Annotated in this window: 13 protein-coding genes; 3 read left to right on the plus strand and 10 right to left on the minus strand. The window is 38.7% G+C overall.

Going from position 1 to position 12,148, the window contains the following annotated elements:
* Positions 1-14 precede the first annotated feature (14 nt).
* Complete coding sequence (menC, locus tag ABC371_RS00830; protein WP_412895128.1) at positions 15-1,130, plus strand: o-succinylbenzoate synthase; 1,116 nt, start codon at positions 15-17, stop codon at positions 1,128-1,130.
* A gap of 85 nt (positions 1,131-1,215) precedes the next feature.
* On the opposite strand, the gene ABC371_RS00835 is transcribed toward menC, so the two are convergent.
* On the minus strand, positions 1,216-1,746 hold the full coding sequence (locus tag ABC371_RS00835) for a cupin domain-containing protein (protein ID WP_412895129.1): 531 nt from the start codon (positions 1,744-1,746) through the stop codon (positions 1,216-1,218).
* Between the two features lie 260 nt (positions 1,747-2,006).
* Between ABC371_RS00835 and ABC371_RS00840 the strand changes: the two genes are divergently transcribed.
* On the plus strand, positions 2,007-3,203 hold the full coding sequence (locus ABC371_RS00840) for a DUF4085 family protein (protein ID WP_412895130.1): 1,197 nt from the start codon (positions 2,007-2,009) through the stop codon (positions 3,201-3,203).
* 63 nt (positions 3,204-3,266) lie between these two features.
* On the opposite strand, the gene ABC371_RS00845 is transcribed toward ABC371_RS00840, so the two are convergent.
* From ABC371_RS00845 to speE, 6 genes are all read right to left on the minus strand, one after another.
* Positions 3,267-4,532, minus strand: coding sequence for a hypothetical protein (locus tag ABC371_RS00845; protein WP_412895131.1), 1,266 nt, complete (start codon positions 4,530-4,532; stop codon positions 3,267-3,269).
* Positions 4,533-4,575: 43 nt separating this feature from the next.
* Positions 4,576-5,145: a hypothetical protein gene (locus tag ABC371_RS00850; protein WP_412895132.1), complete on the minus strand. Its 570-nt coding sequence runs from the start codon at positions 5,143-5,145 to the stop codon at positions 4,576-4,578.
* Positions 5,146-5,286: 141 nt separating this feature from the next.
* The gene (locus ABC371_RS00855; protein ID WP_412895133.1) at positions 5,287-5,664 is read right to left on the minus strand and encodes a permease; all 378 of its coding nucleotides are present in this window, start codon (positions 5,662-5,664) and stop codon (positions 5,287-5,289) included.
* Positions 5,665-5,677: 13 nt separating this feature from the next.
* Positions 5,678-5,884 carry a helix-turn-helix transcriptional regulator gene (locus tag ABC371_RS00860; RefSeq protein WP_136379678.1) on the minus strand — a complete coding sequence of 69 codons (207 nt, stop codon included), beginning with the start codon at positions 5,882-5,884 and terminating at the stop codon, positions 5,678-5,680.
* Between the two features lie 132 nt (positions 5,885-6,016).
* Complete coding sequence (nagZ, locus tag ABC371_RS00865) at positions 6,017-7,729, minus strand: beta-N-acetylhexosaminidase (protein ID WP_412895134.1); 1,713 nt, start codon at positions 7,727-7,729, stop codon at positions 6,017-6,019.
* A 145-nt stretch (positions 7,730-7,874) separates the two neighbouring features.
* Positions 7,875-8,732 (minus strand): polyamine aminopropyltransferase, encoded by an 858-nt coding sequence (gene speE, locus ABC371_RS00870; protein ID WP_412899234.1) that lies wholly within the window; start codon positions 8,730-8,732, stop codon positions 7,875-7,877.
* Between the two features lie 218 nt (positions 8,733-8,950).
* Between speE and ABC371_RS00875 the strand changes: the two genes are divergently transcribed.
* Positions 8,951-9,139 (plus strand): DUF4177 domain-containing protein, encoded by a 189-nt coding sequence (locus ABC371_RS00875; protein WP_412895135.1) that lies wholly within the window; start codon positions 8,951-8,953, stop codon positions 9,137-9,139.
* A 66-nt stretch (positions 9,140-9,205) separates the two neighbouring features.
* Here the strand turns inward: ABC371_RS00875 and coaA are convergent, their stop codons facing one another.
* From coaA to ABC371_RS00890, 3 genes are all read right to left on the minus strand, one after another.
* Positions 9,206-10,129, minus strand: a complete 924-nt coding sequence (gene coaA / locus ABC371_RS00880; RefSeq protein ID WP_412895136.1) for a type I pantothenate kinase — start codon at positions 10,127-10,129, stop codon at positions 9,206-9,208.
* Positions 10,130-10,190: 61 nt separating this feature from the next.
* Positions 10,191-10,808 carry a YczE/YyaS/YitT family protein gene (locus ABC371_RS00885; protein WP_412895137.1) on the minus strand — a complete coding sequence of 206 codons (618 nt, stop codon included), beginning with the start codon at positions 10,806-10,808 and terminating at the stop codon, positions 10,191-10,193.
* Positions 10,809-10,984: 176 nt separating this feature from the next.
* Positions 10,985-12,142 carry an acetyl-CoA C-acyltransferase gene (locus tag ABC371_RS00890; RefSeq protein ID WP_412895138.1) on the minus strand — a complete coding sequence of 386 codons (1,158 nt, stop codon included), beginning with the start codon at positions 12,140-12,142 and terminating at the stop codon, positions 10,985-10,987.
* Positions 12,143-12,148 lie beyond the last annotated feature (6 nt).

The following is a 12,148-nucleotide window of genomic DNA, read 5'->3' on the forward strand; positions in this document are numbered from 1 at the left end:
GAGGAGATTCAAGAATGGAAATTAAACGTATTATTTTGCGATATATGAGAATGCGATTGCTTCATCCTTTTAAAACGAGTGTTGGAACATTAGCAGATAAAGACTTTATCTTAGTAGAAGTGAAATCAAAAAGTGGCCTCTCTGGTTGGGCGGAAACCGTATCTGATGCCATTCCGATTTATCATGAAGAAACGGTTAAAACCAATTGGCATATGCTTAAGGATATTTTAATATCAAAGCTTATGAAGACTGAGATCCAACATCCTGACGATGTGTCAAAAGCCTTCAAGGATTTACGTGGAAACTATAATGCGAAGGCTGCCTTAGATGGCGCTATATGGGACCTGTACGCAAAGGAGCAGGGAATCTCTTTGGCAAAAGCCATTGGCGGTGTAAAGGATAAAATTGAAGTCGGAGTAAGTGTTGGCATCCAAAAGTCTGAAAAAGAACTCCTTCAAAAAATTGAAGGCTTTGTTTCAAAGGGCTACAAGCGCATTAAAGTCAAAATTATGCCTGGTTGGGATATGAATATTTTGAAAGCAGTTCGCCAGGAGTTTCCTGATATTCCGCTTATGGCAGATGCAAATTGCGCGTATACCATTGATGATATCCCCTACCTTAAACAATTGGATGAGTTCAATCTGATGATGGTCGAGCAGCCATTCGGCTATGATGATTTAATTGATCATGCAAGACTTCAAAAAGAATTGAAGACCCCTATCTGCCTTGATGAATCGATCCATACGGCAGAGGATGTTCGAAAAGCAATTGAAATTGGAAGTGGCAAAATCATGAATCTTAAAATCGGACGGGTTGGCGGAATCACTGAATCCTTAAAAATTCATGAACTGTGTTCGAAAAGCAGTATTCCGATGTGGTGTGGTGGAATGCTTGAAGCTGGAATCGGGCGAGCACATAATATCGCGATTACGAGTCTAGCAAACTTCACTTTACCTGGAGATACCGCCCCATCCGCCCATTATTGGAAAGAAGATATTATTGCCCCTGAGGTTACGATGAAGGACGGGTATATTGAGGTTCCAAACGGTCCAGGTATTGGCTTTGAACCGAATATGGATAAAATTGAGGATTTTATGTTGTATAGTGAGACGTTTCATAATCACAGTTGATGGTAACAGAAAAGGGAAGGTTTACTTCTGAAATATGAAGGAACCTTCCCTTTCGTTTTGTTGAGCATGTCGCAATACTTCATTTTTAATGATGCTCTTGCTGTTCAGCTTCCATTTTCGTTCTATGGACCGTGCCGAATGGGTGATTTGGAGGTGCGTAGATAGAATATAATTTTAATGGGATGTTTCCTGTATTCGTGACATTGTGCCACGTACCAGCAGGGATGAATATGGCCGAATCATCATTGACTTCACGTACAAAGGTTAAATGGTCTTTTCTATTCCCCATTTGAGCAATGCCATGCCCTTGTTCAATACGTAAGAATTGGTCAACGTGCGGATGCACTTCCAGTCCAATATCTTCACCAACGTTAATACTCATTAACGTTACTTGTAAGTGTTTCCCTGTCCAAATCGCTGTTCGATACGTATTGTTAAGTTTTGAAGCTTCATTGATATTGACTACATATGGTCTTTTTCCATGATCTTTGAAATCAATTGGTTCTCTGTGCATCGGAGTTTGATAATATCCCCAATAGTTCCAGTAATTCATCGGTACATTCACATAGTCCCGATAATGGTGGTTGTGATACATATTATTAGGTCCATAATACATTTTTTCATGATCCCTCCACAATTTGATAAATTATCCTATGCAAATACAACCGTGAAGGTAACCTATTTTTTAGTGGGAGATAGAGGCTCCATCGTGGACAAACATTACATCTACCAAATGAGGTAACAGAAGGAGTAGCTGTGTTATCGCTGATGAAATTTTGTCAACATCTAGCATCAATTAAGGCAACGCGAATCTCTCTTATCTCCAAATAGATAAATCCTGTATACTTATCTCATAAACTACATTGGGGTGAGGCTATGTGGAATCTAACGAAACAAGCGAAAGAGAAGTTTTCATCATGCAATACTCTACCGATTCACGAATCTGACGAAGACTGGGAATTTTCATTAAGACAGGCAGAAGAAGACGGCGAAGATCTTATCTCTCGTCTAAAAGAAGAACTTGAGGAAGCTAAAGAGGTACTCCTACAGATTTTGCCAGACCGCTTCATTCCGTATGTAAAGAATGGTACTTTAAATCAGCCAATATTGCCGAAATCTGTTCGCAATGATTACCTACAATGGATGCGTGAATCGGACAAAGAATTTGAACACATTTTAGATTCAGCCCATGAGCAAACAGCAAATGCTGTTACATTTTTATCAAAGGAAGTCCAGGATGTCTTTGAGGAAAGTTTGCACGATTCAACCATTGATCGCATCGTACGTGAAGGCGATACACTTCAGCTATACATCAATACAGACGGAGGTTTTTCAACAAAAGCACTTATTCAGTTCACTTTTGAAAATGTGCTAGCCGAGGAATTTAAAATACCTTTAGAGGTTGGGCATTGGATTATCTATTACGAGTTGCAGAAAACAGAGGATGGTTTTGCCTTTCGTGTGTTGTTCGAGGGCCCTGATAGTGAATGGACGATTTTCATGAGGAGTTTGGATGCATGCTATTATTATCGTCCGTCTCAATATACTACATTACATCATGAAGAAAAACTAGAAGAGACACCGTTTGAGGATTATCTTGCACAATTAGATCCGGATTATCACTATTGGCTACATACTCCACATGTGACATGTGCCATCCAATCCCTCTCTGAACCTATTACATTAGAAAACGGAAAGCTTGAGGTTACACAAAATGAAGTGATTGTGACAATCGGGAATAAGTCCTTTACTTACGATTTAGAAGAGGTCAATCCAATTCAGTTTATCTATACTGATATATATAAGGACCCATATGCACATTTGGATGAACCATTACCAATGGATGAAATCGAAGAAGCAGCACTATGCGATAATTTGGAGCTGCAAGTACGAGCATGGAATACGATGTATGCTAACCCACTTGAATTTGCGGAAATAATCAATCGTGTTATGACTAAGATGACAATTACCGAAGAAAATGAAATGATGGCAAGTGTTTATGCAAATCATTTTTATAACGAAGGAATCTTAACAAAAGACGTGATTGAAAAATATCGTTCACTGATAGAGTAGTTCGGAGGGGGTTCTTGTCCTTAGATTAATAATTTGGGGACACAGACCACCCCCGTGTTCTTTTTACAATTCTTCCAATCCAACAACTTCGCCTGTTGTTGCGTTTACTCCAAACTGGCAATCTATTTTTCCGCAAAGCACATACTGCTTTTGGTCAAAATCATAAACATAATAAGGAGTTAGCTCGAACTTTCCTTTTAGTTTTTCAAAGGCTTCATCCTTACTGATTACGACTTTCTCAGGTATTTCAAATTCATCGAACATCTTTAACATCATCAAGTTGTCCATATAATTGACAGCTTGAAGGCTCTTGGAATCAATCATTATATTCACTTTTCGCTGAAATACGCGGCTATCCTGCTCAGTTGCTCTCAATATCGCATGAATATAGCCCTTTTCACGATGAAGGGATTTTAAAATCCAGATACCTGAATCACTTGGATATTCTTTTCTTAAAAGATTCGTAACCTCGATCACACATTTTTCTTGCTCAACAACCGTAATTGGTAGGGAATCTGGAGAAGGATCGCTTGAAAAGACTTGTTCTTCTGTAATCTCCTCATGCCACTTTATTTCTTTTCGATCAAACGTAGTCTTAAGTGGCTCATCCCAACACAAAGTTTTATCTATTTTCAGATATCCTTTCACATCCACGATTGGCTCAAAAGGGATGGTGGAAATTTGATCATTTCGAACATAGATCTCTTCCACAGCATATGCCGCCACTAATCGTTGTTGATCAAATAATGGAAATTCCAGTAACTTCAATTGTTCCTTAGCTTTCTCCTCTATTTTTTCAAAGGTTAATGTATAGGGCTCTATCTTGACCCTTTCTGTAGAGGGAAAATGACCATGAACTGAAAACAACGTAAGTTTACCATCTTGATTAAATTTGACTTCAATCATTCCAGAAGGAGAAACATCAACACCGCCAATGCATTCACTAAAGTGCAACTCTCCCTTTTCTTCCTTGCGAAGCTGAAATTGCTGTTTATATCTTAATCCTGTTTCCTGTTCAATCCATTTGATGATGTCATTTTTACTAGCAAAGGTTACCCCATTCCTTGCGAATGTCTGACCCATTACGAAAATAGCACTCTGAAACTTACGGCTGTGAATATCGATTTCAATTACGGCTGTACCGTCTGGATTCTCATCTTCATCAACTGGTTCCAGAACAACGTTAGGAAACCATTCCATTGATAATGTGTAAACAGTCTCATTGAAGATATTTACACTTCGATTATAACTATATCTTTCTAGTGAATAATCCCACAAGCCAAATCTCTTCTTTGTCAAATCAATTAATTCCTGAGTTCTTTCATCCATTCTTTTCACTCCATTCTTATATCCTATTACATGTCTATCAAATTTACGAAATAACATAATAAATGATAATTACAAACATCGCCAAACCGAATACAACACCACCTACGGCAGCGCCAATGTTTGATTTCAGAGTGTAGCCCTTCATTTCCGATTCAGATGTTGAACGATCAACCTTTCTAAAATGCAATAACATTACTGTGTTTAGTAAAACAAAAATGATCATGGCCATAATAAGCAATAGAATCGGTTCGAATTGAAAATAATAATCCTCAAAATCAATAGTCATATAAAATTGGAGAAACATGACGGCACTCAGCGCAAGACTCCATCCATTGCCTACTTTTTGAGACTTTGACCACTCTCCACCCATTTTTTGTTTTTCATAGTTTGCTACTTTTTCAAGAATCGGAATGAATGATTTCGTTGAATCTCCTTTTATAAATCCAAAAATAGCTTGAAAGAGAATCACAACCCCGATTACAAAGAAAAAATGGGGCATTTTAATGGTAAAAATGTTTATGAGGGTGAAAATGATGACGATCACTATTAACATTGTCCCATTGGCCAACATAAGCTGATTCATCCGCATTCTACGAATCTCATGTGGTTCCACTTGGATCCCCTCTTTTCTAGTATTTTTTCCCAACACCTTTCCTATTACTACGACTGGAAGTTCATTTGGTTTCAAAAGTTATCAAATTTCGCTTTTTTGAATATAAAAAAACTGCACCAAAACAAGTGCAGTCAACTATATTTAGTATATTTTTGAATAAATCACGAAGGAGATAAATACAGTACAAATTATTAAGGCTGTTAGGATATTGATAAGCTGTGCTGCGGAAACTACGAAGAATTCAAATTGAAGTCCTATATTAAATACGACTAGATAGAAAATCATTGCAAAGTATGAAGCGAACATTCCTTTTTCCCGAATGAGTTTCATGCGCTCATCCTTTTGCTTAAACTGTGGATACAAATAAGCCAAGCAAAAGCTCATCACTGCCATCGCTAGTGTCATATAAACCATTGGTGCGGGTGTCGATTTCGCCATGATTCCAACAAACACCACAAATCCCGTCATCACAGAAAACAAAATACCTAAAACAATATATGGAATTCTTAAATTGCCCATATTTTTTGCCTCCTTATTTATAATCTTCTTCCTCTAAAATGAAAATGTTCTCCACGTTTGTCTCAAAAACTTCAGCCATTATCAATGCCAAAGGAAGAGAAGGGTTGTATTTTCCCTTTTCAATCGAAATAATCGTTTGTCTCGAAACACCCAATTTTTCAGCTAAGCGATCCTGGGAGTATCCATGTTTCTTTCTAAACTCTGAAACTTTATTTTGCAACCCATTCACCACCTCTTCTATTTTTATCATAATGTAAAGCTTCCTTTACGTCAAGTTTCCTTTACATTCTTACATAAAAATAGAGTTAGCTCTATTCTGGAATAGAACTAACTCCATCTCGTTTCTCGCTTACTACCTTGATAGCACCTGCTCAATTGCTTGGTTCAAAACATCAATTTTCACAGGCCCAACTGGTGAGTCGCTCAATTTATATTTTTCTTTAAGTTGTAGGATTCTGCCTACGCTCTCATCAATTCTTTGCTCAGAAATCTCTCCGTTTATAACTGCCTTTTTGATTGCATTTCGAACAGCGACTACATGCTGATAATTATGTGCCACCATGACAATGTCACTTCCTGCTTTTATGGACTGAACAGCCGCCGCACCAATATCATATTCGTTGGTGATTGCTTTCATCGTCAGATCATCGGTAATAATAACTCCCTTAAAGCCAAGGTCATTTCGTAAAAGATCCGTCATAATCTTTTTTGACATGGAGGATGGGAAGGTTTGATCATGACTCGGTACTAAAATATGAGCAATCATCACCATATCCGCTCCTTCTTCTACGGCCTCACGAAATGGAATAAGCTCTAGACTCTCAAGCTCAGCCCGCGTTTTATTCACCTTAGGTAACTCTAGATGGGAATCAGCACGCGTATCCCCGTGTCCAGGAAAATGCTTAACTACCGAAACGATTGACTGCGATTGCAGCCCTTTCATCGTTTGAATGCCAAGACTGCTCACAATATCCGGGTTGCTGCTAAAAGAACGATCCCCGATTACCGGGTTATCCGGGTTACTATTGACATCAAGCACCGGGGCAAAATCCACGTTAAAACCAAATGCTTGTAACTCTTTACCAAGTAGTGTGCCGATTTCAAAAGACAGCGACGGATTATTTCTTTTTCCAATTTCTAAATTGGTTGGAAAATCAAGTAACCCCCCTGGCAGCTTCGAAATTCGTCCACCCTCCTGGTCAACACCAAAAAACAATGGAATGTCGCTTTCATTTGCCTTCTTGATTTGATTTACATAGGTAACGGTTTGATTTGGACTTTCTAAATTGTCACCATTAAAAATAATGCCCCCGACATGGTAGTTGGCAACTAATTCGTTCATCTTCGAATTCATTTTTGTTCCGGTAATTCCTGCAAAAATCATTTGCCCAATTTTTTTATCTAAACTTAAGCTCTCATCCTCATCAACCGATTGTTGAACGTCTGTCACGACTGAAATATGATGAACAATCGGATTCGGCTCCTGTTCAGTCGGTTTAGGTAAAATCCACTTCAACTGAAATGTAGGACTCACTTGATAGATTAAAATAATTTGGTTCACCTTTTCATCCTGAAAATACTTGATCTCATCTGGTTCATCCATTGCATTTTTTATATCTTCAAAATGAATATCCCTCAAACCAGGATCGTAAGAGCGAATATCGAATGCAAGTTGATTCTTAATCCCAATTGTCACATCATGGTCCGGATAAACCGCGAAATCTCCAATCGTCGTTGCATCCATTGTTTGTGGTTTACCCCACTGATCCTGTATTTCGTCATATTTCGTCTGGCCCGCGATAAAAGATGTCTGAGGAACTTTCCCTGTTTTCGCTAAAGAAAAAACTTCTTTCACCCGCTCAATGGTATCTAAACTTTCCTCGGGCTTCTCTTCCGGCTCCTTCTCTATTTCATCACTGCCATTAGGCTGAACTATCTCCTCACTAGGTTCAGTCTGTTCACTTTCTTGACTTTGGTCTTTATAAAAAATGAAATATCCTAACCCGATCACTAAGACAACGGAAAGTAAACCAATCATTCCTAATCGTAATTTCTTTTTGTGCATAGGCTACCTCCCTCTATTTTTTCTATATAAACTTAGACTTTATTTTCCCTTAAAATGTTACATCGGTATGTTCGTATAGGAATAGTTTGCTCACTTAATAGGAACAAAAACATCTCCATTTTTACGTTGGAGATGTCTTTATAAATTATAATAATTCTGCTATAAATTGTGGCAACGAAAAACAGCTATTTACAATTTGCTCGTTCACATACTTTGTTTCTTTATCGTTAACCTTACTTGGGTTCGGCTGAATATGTTGCTTGGCTCCAATGGTGAAGCTCCAAAGTCCTCCAGGATAAGTAGGTACTACGGCCGTATACATTTTGACCTCTTCGAAAAGCTCAGAAATTCGTGTATACGACTGTTTCATAACGTCCGCATGAAAAATTGGAGACTGGCTTTGGCAAACCATGATTCCATCTTCTTTTAGTGCTTCATGCAAACTTTGATAAAAGTTTTTTTCGAATAATACCTTCGCGGGTCCGATTGGATCAGATGAGTCTACGATGATTAAGTCATACTCACGTTTCTTGCCTGCAGCAAATTTTACTCCATCATCAAAAACAAAATGAACACGTGGGTCTGCCAGTTGGCCTGATACATCAGGTAGATGCTCGATACATGTTTTTACAACGAGTTCATCAATTTCGACCATATCAATGTGCTCGACTCCATCGTACTTGCAAATTTCATTTGCGACTCCACAGTCCCCGCCACCAATGATTAACACTTTTTTGGGGGCTGGGTGAATCGACATTGGCACATGCGAAATCATTTCATTATAAATATGTCCGTCAACCGAAGTCGTTTGGACAATACCATCTAACACAAGCATTCTTCCAAAATGATAGGAATCCAGAATCATCACATCCTGGAAAGATGATTGTTGATCAAAAATAACATCTTTAATCCGGTAGATGACTTTTAGGTTATCGTATTCATCTTCGGTAAGCCATAAGTCTCCATTTTTTCTTGATAAATATGGTTTATTAAGTTCCATCATCATCCTCCATTCTTTCTGAACTTTATCTTCCATTATAAGAATAAGAAAGAACGGGGTGCCTGTCCAGTGATGTGGGTCAGAGGGACAGGTCCGTCGTCCCAAATTCTGTCGCAGAATGAGATAAACTCGTGGTTTTTTCCATCAACTTGAAAAAGTGAAACTATTTTCATATTAAATCGTAATACTAATATAGTTTAATTTTTGGGGAGGTACATCCAATGTATGAATACAAATTTATAAAGTTAGAATTAAAAGGGATTCTAGAATCGAAGCCTAAGCAAGACTATCATGAGATTGTTCACGAACATGCAAAGGATGGCTGGAGACTTGTACAGGTGTTAACCCCTCCTACCGGCCCTTCTGGTGTGGCAACATATTTTGAATTGATATTCGAAAAACACGTATAAAAAAGCATGGGTGAGACCATGCTTTTTTTGAGTCCTGGGATAGGGAACCTGTCCCCTTGTCCCATGTTAAAATTTCTTCAGATAGACTTTCTCCATTAAGTGGTTCTCACCTTTTTTTAATACGATTTTGGCACGGCGGCGAGTTGGTAGAATGTTTTCTCGTAAATTTTTCGCATTGATTTTTTCCCAGATATCGGTTGCTTTTTGGACAGCTTCTTCCTTTGTTAAACTCATGTAACGATGAAAATACGACATTGGATTCTGAAAAGCTGTTTTTTGTAGCGTCAAAAATCGTTCAATGTACCACTTTTTAATATTCCGTACATCCGCATCAATATAAATGGAGAAATCAAAGAAATCACTAACGAACACAGAATGGGATTTGCTCACTTGCAGAACATTAATCCCTTCTACGATTAAAATATCTGGTCGATCAATCACTTCTACCTTATCTTTCAGCACATCATACGTTAAATGGGAGTACAGTGGTGCTTCTACTTTCGGTTTGCCAGATTTCACTTTCATCATAAACTGTATTAATTTTTGAGTATCATAACTTTCAGGAAACCCTTTGCGACTCATTAATCCCTTGCTTTCTAAAGTCGCATTTGGATATAAGAATCCATCCGTTGTAACTAACCCTACTTTTTTATGGTTATCCCATCGTGATAATAGAGTTTGAAGTACTCTCGCTGCGGTACTTTTTCCTACTGCAACACTTCCTGCAATCCCAATAATATATGGAATTTTTTTAGCTTTATAGTCTAAAAAGGAGTTCGTTACTCCTTCTAGCTGCTGCGAAGCTTCCACTTTTAAATTGATTAAGCGAGTCAATGGTAGATAGATTTCTTCTACCTCTCGAAGTGAAATTTCTTCGTTAATGCCTTTAATACTTTCAAGCTCTTCTGCTGATAGCAACAATGGAGTTTTATTGCGTAGTGTCGCCCATTTTTCTCTATTAAATTCAATATAATTTGTTAACGGATACATAACATTACCTCAAGTTTAGATTCTTGTTCATTTTATCAAATTGTTGCTGGTTTGAGTACCTTTAAATAGAAACAGTCGTGTCCGACACCTGCATGATTCTCTTCATTCTATTATTGACAACCTGAATGATTTTGCCTAATAACAATGCGATAACTAACGTACCAAGCCCTACTGGTCCTCCTAAAATAAACCCAAAGACGGCACCTGTACTTTCAATACCCATTCTTACTATATTAAAGCTCCAACCAAATCTATTGGATATTGCCACCATCATTCCATCAATTGGCGTTTTTGGTAAATTTGCCTCCATATATATTCCAATCCCTACACCGGCAAAAATAAGCCCTGCAACGAAACTCCCCCACTGCAACTCCCAGGAAGATGAAAAGTCGGCATTCCTTAGGACAAAGTAAAACCAAATATCGAGAAACACACTTCGAATAAGAATGGGAATGACTGACTCAATGCGCAATCTTGTTTTTTCAATGATCCAGGTGATTCCCGTAAAAATCACCTGCGTTATTATTGACCATGTACCTATGGTTAATCCCAAATGGATGTTTAGTCCAACCGCCACCGTATCCCACGGGCCCGCCCCAATAAATGATAGAATAATAATCGCAATCCCAAGAGCGGTGAGAGCTAACCCCCCTAAATAAATGACTATGCGTTTTGACATGATGCACCTCTAAAAGTAAAAATCAAAATAATTATTTAATTATAACACTATTGCGAATAAAAAGATTTAAAGAAATAAGCATCCGCCCCTAAGGACAGACGCCTTCATTTCGAAAATCATCTCTAAACTTCTCCATTACACATTCGAGTGTTCTTCTTTATATCTAGTTCCTATTTTTAGTCTACTTCTATCAAGATGGCTGCTCCTTGACCTCCACCGCCGCACATGGATGCAATCCCTCTGCCTCCTCCGCGCCGTTTCAGTTCATGAGCAAGAGTTAACACTAGCCGGAAGCCACTTGCACCTAGAGGGTGCCCCAGAGAAATCGCTCCTCCATTCACATTCACTACATCAGATGGTAGCCCTAGTTCGCGCTGACTAGCGATAACGACACTTGCAAAAGCTTCATTTATTTCGAACAAATCAATATCTGAAAGACGTAAATTTGTACGGTCCAATACAGCCCGTATTGCGTTTGCTGGCTGAAGATGCAAGGATGGATCTGGCCCTGCTACAAATGACCAATCAACAATTGTTGCAAGCGGTGACTTTCCTATTTTTTCACATGTATCTAAACTAGAAAGTAGACCTGCACTCGCGCCATCAGACATCTGACTAGCATTTCCAGCCGTAATAGTCCCTCCGTCTTCAAATGCTGGAAGAAGTTTTTGTAGCTTGTCAATGGAGGTTTGAGGCCGAATACATTCATCCTCGGTGATAAGGTGATCTGAAACATTCACTCCAACTATTTCATCCTTAAAAACTCCAGCACTTTGTGCCTTTGCTGCCCTTAATTGGGAGAGTAGAGCATATTCATCTTGTTCTTCTCGGCTAATTTGCAATTCCCGATTCGTTTTTTCAGATAACCCGCCCATGGATTGATCAGAAAGTGCACACCACAATCCGTCATTCAAAGTATCGTAGAATTCAACAGCACCCATTTTCACTTCTCTTCTAAGGTTAGATACATGAGGAGCATTTGTCATTGATTCAAACCCACCAACAACGAATAGGTCCCCTTCTCCTCTCTCAATGCGGCGTGCGGCATCAGAAACAGCTGCTAAACTAGCTATACATACGCTGTTTAATGTTAATGCAGGTGTGTTTATATCAATTCCTGCGTTGACCGCCACTTGACGTGCTGGATTTTGCCCTTGCCCAGCCTGTATTACTTGACCAAGGATAACACCATCTGCCTTGGTGGCTACAGGATAACGGCGAATAAGCTCTGAAACTGTAGCCGTACCTAGTTCAGTTGCTGTATTCCTGCTGAAACTTCCCTTGAACCGTCCAATAGGAGAACGAACTCCATCAATTAATACAGTTTTCTTCAACGAAAT

It is taken from the genome of Bacillus jepli (genome assembly GCF_047238305.1).
Taxonomy (GTDB): Bacteria; Bacillota; Bacilli; order Bacillales; family Bacillaceae_L; genus Ferdinandcohnia.

Excerpts from the sequence above, each read along its gene's own strand:
- coaA (WP_412895136.1), bottom strand. The coding sequence starts at position 10,129 with ATGTATCCGTTAACAAATTATATTGAATTTAATAGAGAAAAATGGGCG.
- speE (WP_412899234.1), bottom strand. The coding sequence starts at position 8,732 with ATGATGGAACTTAATAAACCATATTTATCAAGAAAAAATGGAGACTTA.
- ABC371_RS00885 (WP_412895137.1), bottom strand. The coding sequence starts at position 10,808 with ATGTCAAAACGCATAGTCATTTATTTAGGGGGGTTAGCTCTCACCGCT.
- ABC371_RS00855 (WP_412895133.1), bottom strand. The coding sequence starts at position 5,664 with ATGGGCAATTTAAGAATTCCATATATTGTTTTAGGTATTTTGTTTTCT.
- menC (WP_412895128.1), top strand. The coding sequence starts at position 15 with ATGGAAATTAAACGTATTATTTTGCGATATATGAGAATGCGATTGCTT.
- ABC371_RS00835 (WP_412895129.1), bottom strand. The coding sequence starts at position 1,746 with ATGTATTATGGACCTAATAATATGTATCACAACCACCATTATCGGGAC.
- ABC371_RS00840 (WP_412895130.1), top strand. The coding sequence starts at position 2,007 with ATGTGGAATCTAACGAAACAAGCGAAAGAGAAGTTTTCATCATGCAAT.
- ABC371_RS00845 (WP_412895131.1), bottom strand. The coding sequence starts at position 4,532 with ATGGATGAAAGAACTCAGGAATTAATTGATTTGACAAAGAAGAGATTT.
- ABC371_RS00875 (WP_412895135.1), top strand. The coding sequence starts at position 8,951 with ATGTATGAATACAAATTTATAAAGTTAGAATTAAAAGGGATTCTAGAA.
- nagZ (WP_412895134.1), bottom strand. The coding sequence starts at position 7,729 with ATGCACAAAAAGAAATTACGATTAGGAATGATTGGTTTACTTTCCGTT.